We start from the raw sequence: 16,810 nt of genomic DNA on the forward strand, positions 1-16,810 counted from the left end.
CCGGCGGTCAGTACGGGTCGTATGGGTCGTCGTGGCCGAACACGCGCGCCACCGGGCGCAGCCGCAGTCGCAGCAGCACCTTGATGAACACGTTTCGCAGAAACCACGGTATCTCCGCCAGCACCCGGACCCGCTCCGCCGGATGCGGGACCGTCGCGCGGAACCGCGCCAGTGAGCCCGTGCGGTCCTGATAGGTGTACCGCGAGCCGAACAGGATCTTCGCCAGGATGCCGCTTGTGACGCCGATCGACGAGTACGAGTCGTGCACCAAGATCTCGCCGCCGGGCGTCAGGTGTGCCGACCAGCGCAGGTCGTCGGTGAACGTCCAATAGTCGTGCTTGCCGTCGATGTAGAGCAGATCAATCGGCCGGTGCCAGTCCGGCCTCAGCTCGGTGCTGTAGCCGGGGATCAGCTCGACAACGCCTTTGAGGCCCGCGGCCGCGATGTTCTGCTCGAACCTCTTGCGGGTGGGCTTGCCGCCGAACAGCCGGCCTTCGACGAACGGGTCGATCGCCACGACCGTCGCGCCGACCCTGCGCGCCGCTGTGCCGAGCACTGTCGTCGACCGGCCCTGATGGCTGCCGATCTCGAGGATCCGGTTGCCCGCGGGCAACCGGAGGGCTGCTTCCCACAGGACGCGTGCCTGCGCCTCGGTCAACCAGCCGGGTATCACCTGCGCGAGCCGCCAGGCTCCGGCGAAGTCGCGGGCCTCTGTCGGGTCGAGTGGAGTTTGGGACATGCTCACCTGCCACGGGGTCGGGGGCGTCGGGACCGCATAATCACCACAGCGATCCACTTGCCGCTTCGACACGAGCTGCACACCCGGCGTCCGAGAGGCGGAACTCGTGCTGTGCCGTCGTCGTTGGCGGGGATGTGACATCCCGCGTGTTCCTGGTCGCACTGGCCGCCGCCCTGCACGGCGATCGCCTTCGCCTCGATCACCGCTACCCGATGACGATGATCGCCGCGGCCCGCCCGCACCTCACCGTCGCCACCGCGGCGGCCGCCGTGGCGCTGGCACCGGTCAGGCGGGCGCGGCCCACCGCGACGCTGCTCGGTCTCATCGCGGGCGCCGCCGTCCCAGGTCTGCTCCGCCGCGCCCGCCGCCGCCCGATGGCCGCCGCGAGCGTCGACGACCTGACAATCCTCGCGTCGAACGTGCTGCACGGACGAGCTGACACCAGTGCTCTCGCCACGCTGATCGAACGCGCCCGTCCTGACTTCGTCGCGCTCTCCGAGGCCGGCTGGGACTTCCGCGACAAGCTCATGCCGCTGATCGACGGAATGGGTTACCGCGCCTGGGTGTCGATCCAGCCGGGTGAGGTCGACGGCGCCGGCGTCGTGTTGCTCGCCGGGCCGCGGGCGGGCGACATCGACGTGAAGTCCGGCCCGGAGCTGTACTTCCGCCACCTGCGCGCCACCGGTGGTGTCCTCGGGCGGCGCAGCCTCATCGCCGCGCACACCGCTCCCCCGGACACCGTCGCCGGAGTGCGCCTTTGGCGCTCGGACGTCGGTCATCTGGCCCGCTGGGCGCACGGGCCTGTCGCCCCGATCATCGCGGGCGACTTCAACGCCACCGCCGACCACGCCTGCCTGCAGGAGCTCGTAGGCCCCTGCCGCAGCGCCGCCGACGGGACGGGCCAGGGCCTGGTGGCCACGTTCCCCGCGAGCCTGCCCCGCTGGGCCGGCATCCACATCGACCACGTGTTCGTACCGGCCGCCACGGCGGTCACGCGCTACGAGATCGTCGACGTCGCGGGCAGCGACCACCGGGCGATCCTCACCAAGATCCGCCTGCCCGCCGCCTGAGCAGTGCCGAGGGCTCTTGCGGTGTGTTTCACGTCGTCGCACCTTCCGCGGTCGCCAGGGACATCAGCGGACTGATCCGGTTCTCGCCGATCCGGGCGCGCAGGGCCGGGTCGGTGACGCCGAGCCCACGCTCGGGAGCGAGGCACAGCACGGCGACCTTCCCGAGATGACCGTTGGTCTGCACGAGCCTGGCCGCCTCGCCGACCTCGGCCAGCGGGTACACGGCGGACATGGTCGGGGCCACCGCGCCGCTCGCGATGAGCCGGTTGGTCTCGACCTGCTCCTGGAGGTTCATCGCGTGGCTGCCGATGACCTTCTTCAGCCTCATCCACAGGTACCGGTTGTCGAACGTGTGCTGGTAACCGGTGCTGGACCCGCACGTGACGACCGTGCCGCCGCGCCGCACCACGAACACCGAGACACCGAACGTCGCCCGTCCCACGTGTTCGAAGACGATGTCGGGATCCCGGCCGATCTGACGGCGGATCTCGGCGCCGAGCCGCTTGCCGACCTCGATCACCTTGGCCGGATCGTCGCCCGTGGTGTCGTCCAAGCCGATCTCGCGGCGGTCGACCACGACGTCGCACCCCAGCCTGCGCAGGGCCTCGGCCTTGCCGGAGGAGCCGACGACGCCGATCGGGATCCCCCCGCCGTTCTTCACGAACTGGACCGCGTACGCGCCCAGACCACCGGCGGCGCCCCAGATCAGCACGACGTCGCCCTGCTTCATCCTGGCCCCGTGGTCACCGACGAGCATCCGGTAGGCGGTGCCGGCGCACAGCGGGCTGGCCGCGGCCTCCTCCCACGTCAGGTGCGCGGGTTTCGGCACCAGCTGGCTGGCCCGCACCAGCGCGTACTCCGCCAGCCCGCCGAAGTTCGTCTCGAAACCCCACGCGCGCATCTCGGCGCCGAGCATGCCGTCGTCGTGCGAGCCCGCCTCCTGGTCGTCGACGTAGGCGGGGTTGACCACCACGTGGTCACCCGCTCGCCAGCGCCGCACCCCGGAGCCCACGCGGACGACCACGCCCGCGGCGTCGGAGCCCACCACGTGGCGGGGGAGGTCGTGCCGCCGCTCCCAGTGTCCCTGGGCCGCGAACTGCCGCAGGAAGCGGAACGTGGGGATTGGCTCGAACATCGCCGACCACACGGTGTTGTAGTTGATCGAGCTGGCCATCACCGCCACGACCACCTCGTCCGGCGCCAGTTCCGGCATGGGGACGACGCCCACGTGCAACGACTTGCGCACGTCCTTGTCCGCCACTCCGCGGAACATCGCGACGTCTTCCGCGCGCAGGTGCGCGGCGACGTACTCCCGCGGCAACGGGGAACGCTCGATCTCCTCCTCCCCCGCGCCGGCGAGCACCGCCTCAGACAGCACGTTCATGGCCTCTCCTTGGGTCGCAACGGACAACGGACGCGTTCTGTCGGACGACGTGTCTTGGCGGAGCTCGACGCGAGCGTCAGCCCGGCGTGCTCACCACGATCCGGTGCCCCTCCGGCAGCCGAAACGCGAACTCGCGAGTTCCCCACGGCCTGTCGGCGGGCGGTTCGATCCCGGTGACGCTCGAGGCCACCACCGCCTGGTGGAGGTCGGCGAAGCCGGCGCTGACGTCGAGGGTGAACTCCAGCGGCGCGCACTCCTGGGCCGGACGCCGGACCAGGCGCACGCCGGGCCCAGTGCTCCACGGGCCGAAGACGAGCCCGGCCACGTCGGCCGGCTCGCCCGCGGTGAACGACACCCTGGCCTTCAGGGCGGCCCGCAACAGCTCCACCGTGGCCGGCACATCGGCGACCGGGAGCACCGGATCGAGGTGCAGCACCGAGATCGGGTCCGGCTTCTTCGCACGACCGAACACGACCGTCTCGTGCGGCTTTTCCCGGTGCTCGTACCGCTGGGGCAACCGGCCGCGTTCGATCAGTCCGGTCTTCCGGCACACCGCCGTCGAGCGGGTGTTGCTCGACTCGACCCACGCTTCCACCCGGTCGTACCCGGCGTGCTGGAAGGCGTGGTCGACGACCGCAGTGGCCGCCTCGGTGGCGAACCCGTGTCCCCAGACCTGTTCGGCCAGGATCCACGTCAGGCCTGGGATCGCGACGCCACCGAGCAGACCGGCCATGCCGATCACGAGGTCGTCCTCGGTCCGGCGCAACGCCCACAACGTCGCACCGGGCCTCGCCAGCTCGTCGGCGAGCAGCCGGCGCGTCTGCTCCACCGAGCCGGTCGGAGGGCAGGTCCACCACCGCATAACCGCCGCGTTCCCGTACACGGCGTGCAGCGCTTCGGCATGGCGGCCGGGGTCGAGCGGCAGCAGTTCCAGCCGAGCGGTCTCGAGATTCATCGACTTCCGTTCTTCGGCGCCATGGCGGCGACCGAGTCGTCGTGCGGTGTGCAGAGTTCTGCCACGGCCCGCAAGGGCCACGGTCCGAGCAGGTCGTCCGACGTCAGTCCCACGAATCCCAGCTGTGCCAAGTGCTTTACCACCGCCGGTGCCAGGACGGTGCTACCGCCCTGCTGGCAGTACGAGGAGTCCAGATCCACCAGGGCGTCGCCCAGCACGGCCGACAGAGCCGTCAGCATCGCCCGGTGGCGCGTCTGTGAGTCCGATGTGGAGATTGTCGTGGGGGGCTCCGTGGACCTCGAAGCCTCGGGCAACTCGTCGCACCACACGAACTCGTGCGGGCACATGAGGTCCGCTTCTTCGCGCAGCGCGGCCAGGACGTGTGCTCGAACCCTCTCCTGACCGCTCGGCGTCCCGACGAGGTGGGCCAGGAGGACCTGCTCCTGCGGAGAGCGTTCCACGACGCTGACCGAAGCGGCCTCGACCCCTTCGGCCGACCGGAGGACCCGTGCCAGCTTCGCCGTGTTCACCCAGCTGTGGTCGGCGTAGGCCCAGCCCTCGCCGTAGTGGGACTTCGGCAGCCCGAACCGTTCGACGACCTCCGCGACGGTGGCACCGGCCAGGTCCGGTCCGTCAGCCCAGGCGATGAGGAACTGTTCCACGCCGGTCAGCAGCGCGTCGATCTCGTCCTGGTCGATCACGGACTTGTGCGCAATGACCTCCAGGACCACGTCGCCGTCCATCGGATAGCTCTTGAACAAGAGGTCGGTGTACTCCTCGGGCATCACCCAGTCGCACCTCTTCATCCTCGGTCGCGCTTCCGCGGGCCAGATCGGGGCGTCCGGGCTCCGCAGCTTCTCCTCGAACCGGTCGCCGCAGTCGAAGATCGTGCCCATCCGGACCGAGATGCCGCGCTGTGCCTCCACCTGTGCCTTCAGGTCACGAAACCGCAGGTAGGAGTACTGCGCGTGCCGAACTCCGTCGAAGATCCGCAGGGTGGTGTCGGCCATCAGCTCCGCGACGGTGAGGTGCGGAAGCGGGTGCACGGCCACCAACGCCTCCTGGAAGAAGCATCCGACGGAGTCCCGGACCTCCCGGAACCGGTTCGAGAAGGTGGTCCTGACCACGGCCCTGGGGTTTCCGGACAGGGCGGAGAGAGCGATCACGAACGCCGTGGAGATCCGGGACGACGCGCTGAAGTCCGGCCGGGCGCACAGCCTCTTCAAGGCGGCGAAGAGCTGGGGCGAATGAAGGCTCACCCGCTGGTAGGGATCACCGGCCGCCATGAGCGGATCCGTTTCCCTGACAGAGCGGAAGCGGGGGAACTGGGCGGCCGGCGCGGCGAAGAGGATCTCTTCGCAATGCCGCAGAGCCTTGGCGTGCGAGGAGTCGTGCGTTCCCGACCGCTGCTGCCGGGCGAGCGCGAGCGGCTGGGTGCCCGCCTGCCGTCCGTCCGCGGGAGACGGGTGTTCCGCATCCGGGGAACCCAGCCATCTCCCCAAGTCAGCGCGGAGAAGAGGCAGGCTCGTCCCGTCAGCGGAGATGTGGTTCAGCGCCAGGACGAGCGTGGCGACACGTCCGTTCCGCATGGTGAAACCCAGTCGTAGTGGGAGTTCCGCGACCTGGTCCATGGGTGGCGTGACGAGGGCGTCGAAGACCGCTTCGACGTCCTCCGGCTCGTCGCCCTCCCGCCGGAACGGAGGTGGGACGTCGAACCGGTCGAGGACCAGCTGGAAGGGAACACCTGACGGATCCGTCGGGTAGAGGGTGCGGAGCGCCTCGTGCCGGAGCATCAGGTTCCGGACCGCGGCGAGGACCGCGCTCTCCGCGACCCCCGGACCCGGCATCCGGGCAACCAGCTCGACCTTCGCGCTGTGGGCAACAGGAAGCGGTACGTGGTACACGTACCAGTACAGCTCCTGGGACCACATCAGCGGTCCCCGCCGCCCGTTCACTGGTGCCGAAGTCCGTGAGTCCGCGGAACCCTGCCGCTGGACCGTCATTCCGCGGGTCCCGGCTGCGAGTCCTGCCGTTCCCACTGGACCTCTTCGCCATCGAGCTCAGCCCCGGTGATGCCGATGCCCGACAGGTAGGTTTCGACCAGCTGCCGCACCGTGTCGTCCGGGGTGAGGACGACCTCGCCGTCCTGGACGCGCACCTGCCGCAGACCGCGCTCGCGCATGAACGAGACGATCTGCTCCTCGAAGTTGTGCTGCCGCCGCAGCAGCCGCTCCTGATGGTCACCGCTCAACTCCGGGTGCAGCACGTCGAGGATCAGCACCACCCGGTCCTCGGTGCCCCGGTGCCACACCTCGTGCTCGAACGAGTCGTCGAAGACGAGGCACTTGCCCTCCTCCCACTGCAGCACCTGGTCAGCGACCCGGATGCTCACCCCGGCCGGGATCTTGATCGGGAGGTGGATGCGGAGCAACCCGTTCGTCGGCCCGCAGTGCGGCATGATGTGCGTGTCCGGGGTGACCCGCGACACCGTGATCACTCCCGGGCTGAGCACCGTGACGTCCGGGATCCTCTCCAGGATGGCGGTGGTGATCGGGAAGCGCTCGGACACCCGGTTCTGCCAACGGCCGTCGCGGAACAGGTGCGCCTGCTTCCAGGCGCCCCTGCGGATGAGGCCCGCGTCGTTGGTGCTGGGCGCCACCGGGTCGAGCGGGGTGTCGAGCACCTGCTCGATCTCCGCCCGGATCTGCGGGTAGCTCTCCTCCAGGTACGAGGTGAACCAGAACTCGGCGGGGTCGTGCAGCGGCTGCGCGCTCAGGCCGGGGATGTGCTCCCTCGCCCGTTGCAGCGGCTGGTCCCAGACACCCTGCCGCACCGCCTCGGCCGCGGACTCCATGGCCTTCTCGGTCTCGCCCGCGTAGTGCCAGGCGTCGATCAGGCCCGAGTAGTACCGGCGCACCATCTGCTCCAGGTACGCACGCGCACCGACGGTGCTGGAAGTGCTCGCAGTCTGGTTCGAGGTCATCATGGCCTTCCCTTCTCCGGCGCAGCCGCCGACCAACCGGTTCCACCAAGCACGGCACGGCTGCCGTCCGCATCGATCACCGTCACGTGGATCTCGTCGCCGACGGGCAACGCCCAGTCCCGGGGCAGAGCGATCTTCGACCTCCGCACCAACGACCCACCGGTTCCCTGAAAGCTCAGGTACAGAAAGCGGTCCCCGGCCGTGCCGAACACGAACGGGCCACCGAAGTCGGCCTCGCCACCGCCGGAGCCACGACGTTCACGCACCGTGATGTCCACGGTGTAGCGGCGGGCACCGTCCTCGGAACCGACACCCTCGACGAGCTCCCCCGTCTTGTCCTGCAAACCGACGCCCGCCGGGTGCTCGGGCGGACTAGCCCAGGTCACCACTGCACGCACGACGCCCTCAGCCATGGTTCACCCGCTCACCGGCCGGCTCGCCCGCTGACGGGATGAGGTCGAGGTCGTCGGGCGCCGAGAACCCCAGCTCCTCGCGGCAGAAGCGCTCCCACCCAGGGGTGACTTCGGCCAGAAGCACATCCTCACCTGGCCAGATCGAGGAGGTGACGGTGAAATCGTCGTGCACGTAGACGAGGGCGCCTTCCTCCGGAGAATCGTCGTCGACGCTTTCCCCTACCTGGGGCCAGGCAGGGTAGGCGCGCACTGCGGCGACTGGGTAAGCCCGGCAGTAAGGCGTCCAGTTGCCGGACGCCCGCCCGGCGCTCTGGCGCAGCACCGCCGCAGCCTCCCGGTGACCGGCGGCCACAGCGATCTCGTAGGGCGTCCGCTCATCCCCGGTCGTGGCTGCGGGGTCGGCTCCGGCCGCGAGGAGGGACGCCACCGTCGACGGGTCACCGCTTCCCGCGGCCCAGTCCAGCGCACTCCACCCGTGCTCGTCGCGCACCGCGAGCTCCGCCGCTGTCGGCGCCAGTTCTTGGATTGCCCGGCTGTCGCCGGTTCGGCATGCGTCGGCCAGCGCGTCTCGGCGTCGTTGCTCAGCTGCCATGGAAACTCCTCGAATCGATCTGCTCGCTGTCATGTCCACTCCTGCGCACCGGTGACCCCGGTTCCGGCGTCGCCGGTCCCGTGGTCGCCAACCGGCGATAGAGCGCGTCCGATCGCAGCAGCTCGGCATGCTTCCCCGCTGCCCGGACCTTGCCCTCGTCGAGCAGGATCACCAGATCGGCCTGGCTCGCCACGGACATGCGGTGGCTGACCGCGAGCACGGCGCGAACCTTGGCCTGGTCCACGAGCGTGCGCAGCAGGGTCTTCTCGCTGTCCGCGTCGAGTTGCGAGGTCGCCTCGTCGAGCAGGATCACATCGGCGTGGCGCAGCAGTGCGCGGGCCACCGCCAGCCGTTGCCGCTGGCCGCCGGAGATCGCGACCGCGCGCTCTCCGATGGCGGTGTCCAGACCGCGGGGCAAGGACTCGACCCAGTCGGCGAGCCCGACGGCTCGCAGGGCGGAGAACAGCTCCTCGTCGTCCGTGCAGTCCGTGCCGTACCGCACGGCCTCCCGGATGCTCACACCGAGCAGAGGCGCGTCCTGCTCGACGTAGGCCAGGCGGTTGCGGAGCTCGTCGCGCCGCAACGCCCTGACGTCGACGCCGTCCAGCAGCAGGCGTCCCTGGCCGACCTCCAGGAACCGCTCGATCAGGTTCAGGACGGTGGTCTTGCCGATGCCGGACGGACCGGTCAGCACGGTCAGACCGTGCGGGACGTGCAGCGAGACGCCCTTGAGCACCGGGTGGTCCTGGTATCCCGCCCAGACGTCGTCGAGCACGATCCCGGCCGGCGCCGGGACGTCGGAGGGACCGGGTGCCGGAGCGGCGGTCGCATCGAGGTCGTCCGGCTCGGCTGGGACGGTCCGGACCTGCTCCACCCTGGCCAGTGCGGCCAGGCCTGCCGTGATGGCGCTCGCGGCGTTCGTCAGCACCGCCACCGGTGTGCGCAGGACGGTGATGTAGAGCATGAACGCGACAAGCTCGCTGACCGACATCTCGCCCGAGGCGATCTTCACCGCACCCATGCCGAGCGCGGTGATGAACATGAGGTCCATGAGGAACCAGCCGGTGCCATCGACGACCGCGTTCCAGCCCGCGGCCCTGGCTCCCTGCCGATAGGCCGACTCGGCCTGCCCGATGATCCGGTCCGCCTCGCGCGCCTCGGTGCCGGAGGCCTTGACCGTGCGGAAGGCGACGAGGACCCGCTGCAGCCCGCTGAGCATCTCACCGACCTGGGCTTGGGCCGCCTCGGTCGCCCTGGACAGCCGGCGCAGGACCAGTCGCTCGACTCCGATACCCACGGCCACGATGGCCAGCAACACCAGCACCATCGACAGGTCCGTGAACGCCATCAGGACCACCGTCGCGACCAGGACGATCGGAGCGACCGCGCCGCGGACCAACGCTTCGGACAACGCGTTCTGCAGGAGCATGGTGTCACTGCCGACCCGGGAGAGCACGTCGCCGATCGGCATGCGCTGCACAGTGGTGACCCGCGCCCGCAGCAGCGCGCCGACCATGCCGGACCGCGCACCGAGCACCATCCGCAGCCCCAGCTTGCCCAGCAGGTAGCTGCTCACCGTGACCAGGATCGCGGAGCACACGGCCACCACGGCGAGCGCCAGCACGGCGGGCACGAAGCTCGCGCCGGTCGACACCGAGTCCAGCAGCCACTTCACCGCCTGCGGCTGAATGAGCACGGTGGTGTAGGACAGCAGGTCCAGCACCAGCAGGCCGGCCAGCTCGAACCGCAGGCGGGGACCGAACCGCAGCAGGGCGAACAGCTGCGACCAACCGGGCCCCGGCGGCCGGTCCGCCTCCTGGCCGGTCGGAGTGGGAGAGTTCACTCGTACCTGACCTTCCCGTCCTCGAGCACGACCGCCGACGCGTCGACCTCGCGCAGGTGCCGGGTGACCAGGCTCGCCGGCCCGCCGTCGGCGATGAGCCTCAGCACGCCGTCGACCAGTTCGGCTCGTGCGATGCCGTGCTCGTCCATGTACGCGCGGATGCGGTCGTCGAACGTGGTGCGGGCGGAGAGGATCCAGTCCCGGATGCTGTCGTCCAGTTCGCTGTGCGAGACGTCCAGCAGCAGCACGACCCTGGGCTCGACGCCCTCGTGCCACACCTCGTGCTCGAAGGAGTCGTCGAAGACCAGGCAGTCGCCTTCCCGCCACCGCAGGATCTGGTCGCCGACCCTCATCCGCGGTCCCTCCGGCACGACGAGCCCGAGGTGGACCCGTTGCCGGGCGTTGGACCCCCCGCAGTGCGGCTTGATGTGCGCTCCGGGATGCAGCCAGGACAGGGTGACCACCCCCGGCCCACCGCTGCTGGCTTCCGGGATGCCCTCGATGACGCCGGCGGTGACCGGGAACCGGTCGCAGGCGTCGGCGAACCGCTGCCCCGTCTCGTAGAAGATCACCTGGTCCCACCGGCCCTTGCCGAGCAGCGGCTCCTCCACCGGCAGGAAGCCGCGCGCCGCCGGGTCGGTGACCGAATCCAGCTCGGCGCGGATGCGCGGGTAGCTCTCACGCAGGTAGCCGGTGAACCAGAACCGCTCCGGGTCGTAGACCGGGATCGGCGGCAGGGAGGGCACGTAGTGCGTCGGGCGCTGGTCGGGGTGACGCCAGACGCCCTGGGCAACGGCCAGTTCGGCGCACGCCCGCGCGGCGGCCTCGTCTCCCTCGGCGAGCAGGTCGGCGATGAGGTCGGAGTACCGCTGCCGCGTCCGGTCCGTTCGCCGGGCTCCGGTGGTCGTTTCCATCGGTTCATACCCCTTTCCGGTCCGGAACGGTGCGGCGCCCGTCGGCGGACAGTGCGTGGATGTCTCGGATGATCTTGGTGGTGGAGCGGCCGTCGACGGTGCTGAGCAGCTCGACGCGACCGCCGAGCCGTTCGACCAGCGGCGCTTCCGGCAGGTTCGCGACGGTGTAGTCGTCACCCTTGACGTAGACCTCGGGCCGCAGCCGCTCGATCAGCTCGGTCGGGCTGTCTGCGTCGAAGGGCACCACGACGTCGACGCAGCCGAGCGCGGCCAGCACCCGCATCCGTTCCGCCAGCGGGATCACCGGCCGGGACGGCCCCTTGAGCCTGCGCACGCTCTCGTCGGCGTTCACCCCCACCACGAGCAGCTCGCCGAACGCCTTCGCCCTGCTGAGCAGGGAGACGTGCCCTCCGTGCAGGATGTCGAAGCAACCGTTGGTGAACACCACCCGGTAGCCGCGGCCCGCCACGTCGGTGAGCCAGGCGGGCAGCTCGCCGCCGGGCAGGATCGTGCCGGTGCCGGCCAGCCTCCGCCGCAGTTCCGCCGGATCGCAGATCGCCGTGCCCGGCTGGCGCACCACGGTTCCCGCCGCCGCGGAAGCGAACTCCGCCGCCGAGGCCGGGTCGGCGCCGGCGGCCAATGCCAGCGCGATCGCCGCTGTGAAGGTGTCCCCGGCACCGACTGTCGTCTCGGCTTCGCGACCGGTCGCGTAGGTCCGCACGCTCGGCCGCCCGGCCTGCAGCACCACCGCGCCGTCCCGGTCCAGAGTGACCGCGACGATGTCGGCACCGCTGCGCTCCAGCAGCAGCTCCTCGCGGTCCGCGACCTGGCGCACCCGCTCGCCGGGCGAGGCGAGCTGGGGTTCACCCAGGAGCGCGACGGCCTCGGCGTAGTTCGGCTTGACCACGGCCGGGTGCAGCGGCCGGAACGCGGCCGGCGTCCGCGAGTCCACGGCGAGCGGCGGGCGGCGGGCGGAACGGGCCAGCGACCTGGTGACCGACTCGACGAAGGTGCCGTAGCCGTAGTCGCAGGCGATCACCAGGTCGCACGAAAGGAGCTCTTCGGTCAGCCGGGCGGCCAGTTCGGCCGCGGCGGCAGTGCCGATCGGCTTCTTGCTGCCCTCGTCCAGCCGCAGCAGCATCTGCTGCTGGGCCAGCACCCGGCGCTTGACCACCGTTGCCCGACTCTCGTCTGTCACCAGGTGGTCGGTGCCGACCCCGGCGGAGGCCACCGCCGCACGCAGCTGCTGGCCGGCGGTGTCCGCGCCGACCACGGCGAGCAGCCGCGGTTCGGCGCCGAGCGAGCGGAGGTTCGCTGCCACGTTCGCCGCGCCGCCGCACTGGTCGTGCTCGCCGACCAGGTCGAGCGTCGGCACCGGAGCTTCCCTGCACATCCCGACGGGCACGCCGGTGAGATACCTGTCGAGAATCGCGTCTCCGACGACCGCCACCCGCAGCCCCCTGACGGCGGCCAGCAAGCCGAGCAGATCGCCGTTCACGACGCGGTCCCAGGCTCGCGCCGTCGCACGATCATGTGCGGCAGCACCAAGTGGTCGAGTCCCGCGTCCAGCAAGGTCCGCACGGCGTCCTGCGGGGTTTCGGCGATCGGCTCACCCTTGGTGTTCAGGCTCGTGTTCAGCACCATGGGCACCCCGGTCCGGTCCTCGAACGCGCGGATCAGGTCGTAGTAGGCGGGGTTGTCCTCGCGACGGACCGTCTGCAGGCGCGCGGTGCCGTCCACGTGCGTCACCGCGGGTACCCCCGGTTTGAGCACCGGAGCCGCGCGAAGCATGAAGGGGCTGTCGGACACGCCGAACCACTCGGTCGCCCGCTCGTTGCGCACTGACGGCGCGAACGGGCGGAAGTGTTCCCTCAGCTTGATCTCCGAGTTCAACCGGTCCCGCATCGTGGGGCTGCGCGGGTCGGCAAGGATGCTGCGGTGCCCGAGCGCGCGGGGCCCGATCTCCGCAGCCCCGTCGAACCAGCCGATGACAGCGCCCCCGGCGATCAGATCCGCCGCGCGCCCCACGTAGTTGTCGACGACCTCCACCGAGATCTCGTCGCGGTGCTCGTCCAGGGCGCTCTGAACGGCCTGTTCCGGATACTGCCGGACCGAGTACATCAGCTCGGTGTTCGGGTGCGACTGCCTCGGGTGGCCCAGGACGTGGTGCCAGTACCACAGGGCGGCGCCGATCGCGGTCCCGTCGTCGCCGCAGGCGGGGTAGAAGTGGATCCGCTCGAACGCCGACGCGGCGAACGCCGGCTCGGTGCCGACCACGTTCAGCGCGGTGCCGCCGGACAGGCACAAGTTCGGCCCGATCCCGGCGCGCGCGGCGATCGGGCCGAGCTGGGCGAACAGCTCCATCAGCTGGATGTCCAGGCCGCGCTGGATGTAGTGCGCCAGGCGAGCGTTGAGTTCCCTGTCGCCGACCTTGACGGGCACGGGGTCTTTGTCGGCCAGGGCGACCAGTTCGTCAAACCGGGTGATGCCGGTGAGGTCGACTTCGCTCGCCCCTTCGGACTCGCCGTACGGTGCCAGTCCCATGACCTTGCCGGCGCCGACGATGCTCGAACCGAACATCGCCTCGGCCACGTAGCAGTAGCCGACGTTGGCGGTGAACCAGCTGTCGAAGTCACGCCGCAACGGCATCAGCTTGGAGCCACGGCCCAGGTAGGCACGGCAGCCGAGGGGGTCGATGGCCACCGACACCGCGGTGTCGAACGGCGAGGTGTAGAAGCTCGAGGCGGCGTGCAGCAGGTGGTGTTCCGGGTTGACCGTGCACGGGATCTGCCGGCCGTGGATGCTGACCCGCGCGTTGCGCTGGTCCACCCAGAACTCGAGCCAGGTCTCCTTGAGATCGGACCCGTGCAGCAGCGCGATGTCCGGCGAGTCCATGTTGTGCAGGTTGCACAACAGCACGTGGTCCACATCGGACAGTGAAAGCCCCGCCTGGTCCAGCAGCTCGGCGAGGTCCGCCTCCCGCAGTCCCGGGTGTTTCTTGATCCGGGAGAACCGCTCGGTGGTGACGAAGCCCGCCACCCTGCCCTCGCGGAGCAGGACGGCCGCGCCGTCGTGGTTGAAGTTGACCGCCAGGATGGTGCGGACCGCGTCCGGTTGCCCGCTGCTCACGATAGGACCTCGATTCTGCGTGCGCCGGTCTCACCGAGCCGCCGGGCGACGGCGGCCCACACCCGCTCGACGGCCAGGTCGGTCAGGCACCTCGGGTAGGGCCCGTCGGGCGATGTGTAGGAAAGGGGGCAGCCGTGTGCGCAGACCCGGACGGAGACGTCCTCCGCCGGGTTGGTGGCCGCCTGGCAGGGGTAGCGCAGCGAGACGGCCGTGTGGTGCGGGTACACCCGCGTCCACAGGAACTCAGTCCCGGTCGGGCCGTAGACGACCACGGTCGGCGTGCGCACCGCCGCGGCAACGTGCGCCAGCGACGAGTCGTTGCCGACCAGCAGGTCCATCGCGGCCAGCAGGTTCGCGGTCGCGTCGAGGGAGGTGTCCGTGACCACCTCGACGCGCGCACCCTGCTGCGCTCCGGTGACGGCCGCGGCCAAGCGGAGCAGGTCGTCGCGTTCGGACCGGTCACCGAGCAGGTAGCAGGTGGCGCCGGTGTGGCGGACCACCAGCCTGCAGAGCTCGGCGTAGCTGCCGAGCGGCCACCGCCGGTTCCAGTGCCGGGCGCCACCGGGGTGCACGGCGATCCTGGGCGTGCCGGCGACCAGTCGCGGTGGTGGTGTGCCACTGCGCGGCAACGCCGGCACCACCTCGTGCGCCCGGAGCCTGCCCGGCAGGCCGAGTGCCCCGGCCAGTGCCGACGCGTGGTCGAAGAGGTCCGGCAGGCCGAACACCGGGCGAGGCAGCCGGAGCGGGTGCGTGAGGTCGCCCACGCGCACCCCCGGCCCCGGCAAGCCCAGGCGGACCGGGATCCCGGCCTGCCTGGCCTCGGCCGCGCCCAGTCCCCTGCTGTCCGGGTCGACGAAGCACACCTGAGCCCCGCCGATGGCGAGGCGCTCGGTGAACCGCGCCCAGCCGTCCGCGTCCTGCTCACCTGGATCCGGGCAGGGCAGCACGGCCGTGGCGTAGCTGTGCCGCGCGAAGAACTCGCCGAACCGGGCGGCCAGTGAACGGCCGGTCACGACGGTGATCGCCGCCTCCGGGTAGGCCCGGCGCAACAAGGCGAACGCGATGTTGCGCTGCACGAGGTCGCCGAGACCCGGCGCGGCGAGCCGCGCGAACACGTACACCTCGGACTCCACCACTGCCATGCCTCCGTAGCTTCGACCCACGTCCTTCGGTCACACCTCGCGAACGGTCAAGCTCCCTTGGCCCGTCAACGTGGCCAGATCGATCGACGCGGTGCAGGTGACCGGGACGAAGTCCAGCTCCAGGGCCCCGCTGAGGCGGATCTCCCCCGTTCCCGCGGTGAAGTCCGCGCCGGAGAGCGCGCAGTCCTCCGGAACCAGCTCCACCCCCAGTTCGGTGCCGCCGTCGGTGTCGGTGAACCGGAGGAAGACGAACCCGCGCTCGACGGCCTCGCCGAGCGCGGCCGCCGTGCGGTCGGGGCGCAGCGACGCTTCGACCGGGTGCTGCCCGGCGGAGAGCCGGTCCACCAAGGTCGGCACGCCCGCGTACGGGTCGTCGACCTCCTCGGCCAGGCCGTCCGGGTGCTCAGCCATGAACTGCCGCAGGCTCAGCGGTCGCATGTCGGTCCACACCTCGTCGATGTGGGCGAGGCACTCCTCACGGCTGCCGCTCTTGCCCGCGGCGGTCCAGCCGCCGGGCATGTCCTGGTCGGCGGGCCAGATCGAGTACTGCTCTTCTGCGTTGATGACGACGTGGTAGGTACGGTCGTCGGTGACGTCGTCCACAGGTTTGGTCACGGAACAGCTCCTGCTCGGGTTGCGGGACGGGTGTTCGGGCTCGTCAGGGGTGAAGGGCGGCCGGAGCAAAGGGGGTGGACGGGCATTCCGGGTCACCGGTTCGCCCCGTCCCGCACCGCGTCCCATGTGAGCGGGCCGCCCATGCCGACCACGACCTGGCGTTCGCCCGTGAAGGGCTCGCGGCCGTGCGCGGCCAGCAGGTTGTCCACCACCAGGACGTCGCCCCGCTCCCACGGCACCGCGACGCGCTCAGCGGCGTAGGCCGACCGGAGGTGGTCCAGGTCCTCGGCGAGAATCGGGGAGCCGTCCCCGTAGCAGGTCGTCGCGGGCAGGTCCGCCTCCGTCAGCCGACCACCGACCTCGGCGGTGACCTGCGCGGGCAGGCTTCTGGGGTGGAAGAAGACCGCGTGGTTGAACCACACCCTGTCGCCGGTATCGGGGTGCACGGCGAGCGCGGGCCGGACCTGACTGGTGCGCAGCCGGTCGCGTTCGCCCCATTCGACCTCGAGGTCCTGCTCGCGGCAGTACTCCTCGACGTCGGCGCGCTGCTGGGTTTGGAACGCCTCCTGCCACGACATGCCCAGCCCGGTGCCGTAGTTGCGCACGTAGCGCACACCGTGTTCGGCGAACCCGGCCAGCACCTCCGGCCTGATCCGGCCGAGCACCCGGCGGGTGTCCGCAAGGGTCGTCGCGCCCCCCGTCGCCGGTGGCCGCAGGCAGCAGAACACCAGCCGCCGGGGAAACGCCCGCTGGTAGGAGTTCTCGCAGTGCAGCACGATGGTCTGGTCAGCGGGGTGGTCGGTGGCGGTGTAGATCCGGTCGCCGAGCTCGGTCCGCGGGGAGGACCGCTCGAGGTAGGGGCTCGGTGCCCCGGCGAACGCCTCCAGCACCGCGGCGAAGCCGTTCAGGTCGACGTCGAAGCCCCGGAACAGCACGGCGCCGTGCGCGTCGAGCCAGGACCGCACCGTGCCGGCCGCCTCCGTCGCCCAGCGGGCGAGGTCGAGCCCGGACTCGGTGGCAACCACGCGCAA

At 70.7% G+C, this 16,810-nt stretch carries 14 protein-coding genes and 1 pseudogene; 1 reads left to right on the forward strand and 14 read right to left on the reverse strand.

The window, feature by feature from the left end:
• Nucleotides 1–7 precede the first annotated feature (7 nt).
• Nucleotides 8–739, reverse strand: a complete 732-nt coding sequence (locus tag BMW88_RS37315) for a class I SAM-dependent methyltransferase (RefSeq protein WP_089960709.1) — start codon at nucleotides 737–739, stop codon at nucleotides 8–10.
• Nucleotides 740–885: 146 nt separating this feature from the next.
• On the opposite strand from BMW88_RS37315, the gene BMW88_RS37320 reads away from it, so the two are divergent.
• Nucleotides 886–1,809 carry an endonuclease/exonuclease/phosphatase family protein gene (locus BMW88_RS37320; RefSeq protein WP_089960713.1) on the forward strand — a complete coding sequence of 308 codons (924 nt, stop codon included), beginning with the start codon at nucleotides 886–888 and terminating at the stop codon, nucleotides 1,807–1,809.
• A gap of 28 nt (nucleotides 1,810–1,837) precedes the next feature.
• Here BMW88_RS37320 and ccrA read toward each other — a convergent pair whose 3' ends face one another.
• From ccrA to BMW88_RS37385, 13 genes and pseudogenes are all read right to left on the reverse strand, one after another.
• Nucleotides 1,838–3,193, reverse strand: coding sequence for a crotonyl-CoA carboxylase/reductase (ccrA, locus tag BMW88_RS37325; RefSeq protein WP_089960716.1), 1,356 nt, complete (start codon nucleotides 3,191–3,193; stop codon nucleotides 1,838–1,840).
• A 76-nt stretch (nucleotides 3,194–3,269) separates the two neighbouring features.
• Nucleotides 3,270–4,148, reverse strand: coding sequence for a GNAT family N-acetyltransferase (locus BMW88_RS37330; RefSeq protein WP_089960719.1), 879 nt, complete (start codon nucleotides 4,146–4,148; stop codon nucleotides 3,270–3,272).
• Complete coding sequence (locus BMW88_RS37335) at nucleotides 4,145–6,079, reverse strand: condensation domain-containing protein (RefSeq protein ID WP_177221604.1); 1,935 nt, start codon at nucleotides 6,077–6,079, stop codon at nucleotides 4,145–4,147. The genes BMW88_RS37330 and BMW88_RS37335 overlap by 4 nt, the downstream gene beginning before the upstream one ends.
• A 68-nt stretch (nucleotides 6,080–6,147) precedes the next feature.
• The gene (locus BMW88_RS37340; protein WP_177221605.1) at nucleotides 6,148–7,131 is read right to left on the reverse strand and encodes an aspartyl/asparaginyl beta-hydroxylase domain-containing protein; all 984 of its coding nucleotides are present in this window, start codon (nucleotides 7,129–7,131) and stop codon (nucleotides 6,148–6,150) included.
• On the reverse strand, nucleotides 7,131–7,544 hold the full coding sequence (locus BMW88_RS37345; protein WP_143116438.1) for a DUF5990 family protein: 414 nt from the start codon (nucleotides 7,542–7,544) through the stop codon (nucleotides 7,131–7,133). Before BMW88_RS37345 ends, BMW88_RS37340 begins: the two co-directional genes overlap by 1 nt.
• On the reverse strand, nucleotides 7,537–8,136 hold the full coding sequence (locus BMW88_RS37350) for an ankyrin repeat domain-containing protein (RefSeq protein ID WP_089960731.1): 600 nt from the start codon (nucleotides 8,134–8,136) through the stop codon (nucleotides 7,537–7,539). Before BMW88_RS37350 ends, BMW88_RS37345 begins: the two co-directional genes overlap by 8 nt.
• On the reverse strand, nucleotides 8,126–9,979 hold the full coding sequence (locus BMW88_RS37355) for an ABC transporter ATP-binding protein (protein WP_089960736.1): 1,854 nt from the start codon (nucleotides 9,977–9,979) through the stop codon (nucleotides 8,126–8,128). The genes BMW88_RS37350 and BMW88_RS37355 overlap by 11 nt, the downstream gene beginning before the upstream one ends.
• On the reverse strand, nucleotides 9,976–10,893 hold the full coding sequence (locus BMW88_RS37360; protein WP_089960738.1) for an aspartyl/asparaginyl beta-hydroxylase domain-containing protein: 918 nt from the start codon (nucleotides 10,891–10,893) through the stop codon (nucleotides 9,976–9,978). The genes BMW88_RS37355 and BMW88_RS37360 overlap by 4 nt, the downstream gene beginning before the upstream one ends.
• Before the next feature lie 4 nt (nucleotides 10,894–10,897).
• Complete coding sequence (gene rfaE2 / locus BMW88_RS37365; RefSeq protein ID WP_089960741.1) at nucleotides 10,898–12,391, reverse strand: D-glycero-beta-D-manno-heptose 1-phosphate adenylyltransferase; 1,494 nt, start codon at nucleotides 12,389–12,391, stop codon at nucleotides 10,898–10,900.
• Nucleotides 12,388–14,022: a carbamoyltransferase C-terminal domain-containing protein gene (locus tag BMW88_RS37370; protein ID WP_089960743.1), complete on the reverse strand. Its 1,635-nt coding sequence runs from the start codon at nucleotides 14,020–14,022 to the stop codon at nucleotides 12,388–12,390. Before BMW88_RS37370 ends, rfaE2 begins: the two co-directional genes overlap by 4 nt.
• Nucleotides 14,019–15,164 carry a glycosyltransferase family 9 protein gene (locus tag BMW88_RS37375; RefSeq protein WP_143116439.1) on the reverse strand — a complete coding sequence of 382 codons (1,146 nt, stop codon included), beginning with the start codon at nucleotides 15,162–15,164 and terminating at the stop codon, nucleotides 14,019–14,021. Before BMW88_RS37375 ends, BMW88_RS37370 begins: the two co-directional genes overlap by 4 nt.
• A gap of 408 nt (nucleotides 15,165–15,572) precedes the next feature.
• A pseudogene (locus BMW88_RS43780) lies at nucleotides 15,573–15,767 on the reverse strand (MbtH family protein); the annotation flags it as partial.
• 104 nt (nucleotides 15,768–15,871) lie between these two features.
• Nucleotides 15,872–16,804, reverse strand: a complete 933-nt coding sequence (locus tag BMW88_RS37385) for a TauD/TfdA family dioxygenase (protein ID WP_245778325.1) — start codon at nucleotides 16,802–16,804, stop codon at nucleotides 15,872–15,874.
• Nucleotides 16,805–16,810 lie beyond the last annotated feature (6 nt).

Source organism: Lentzea xinjiangensis (assembly GCF_900110955.1).
GTDB classification, from domain to species: domain Bacteria; phylum Actinomycetota; class Actinomycetes; order Mycobacteriales; family Pseudonocardiaceae; genus Lentzea; species Lentzea xinjiangensis.

Bases quoted from the DNA above. Each gene is read 5' to 3' on its own strand.
- BMW88_RS37315 (WP_089960709.1), bottom strand. From the start codon at position 739: ATGTCCCAAACTCCACTCGACCCGACAGAGGCCCGCGACTTCGCCGGA.
- ccrA (WP_089960716.1), bottom strand. From the start codon at position 3,193: ATGAACGTGCTGTCTGAGGCGGTGCTCGCCGGCGCGGGGGAGGAGGAG.
- BMW88_RS37330 (WP_089960719.1), bottom strand. From the start codon at position 4,148: ATGAATCTCGAGACCGCTCGGCTGGAACTGCTGCCGCTCGACCCCGGC.
- BMW88_RS37335 (WP_177221604.1), bottom strand. From the start codon at position 6,079: ATGTGGTCCCAGGAGCTGTACTGGTACGTGTACCACGTACCGCTTCCT.
- BMW88_RS37340 (WP_177221605.1), bottom strand. From the start codon at position 7,131: ATGACCTCGAACCAGACTGCGAGCACTTCCAGCACCGTCGGTGCGCGT.
- BMW88_RS37345 (WP_143116438.1), bottom strand. From the start codon at position 7,544: ATGGCTGAGGGCGTCGTGCGTGCAGTGGTGACCTGGGCTAGTCCGCCC.
- BMW88_RS37350 (WP_089960731.1), bottom strand. From the start codon at position 8,136: ATGGCAGCTGAGCAACGACGCCGAGACGCGCTGGCCGACGCATGCCGA.
- BMW88_RS37360 (WP_089960738.1), bottom strand. From the start codon at position 10,893: ATGGAAACGACCACCGGAGCCCGGCGAACGGACCGGACGCGGCAGCGG.
- BMW88_RS37375 (WP_143116439.1), bottom strand. From the start codon at position 15,164: ATGGCAGTGGTGGAGTCCGAGGTGTACGTGTTCGCGCGGCTCGCCGCG.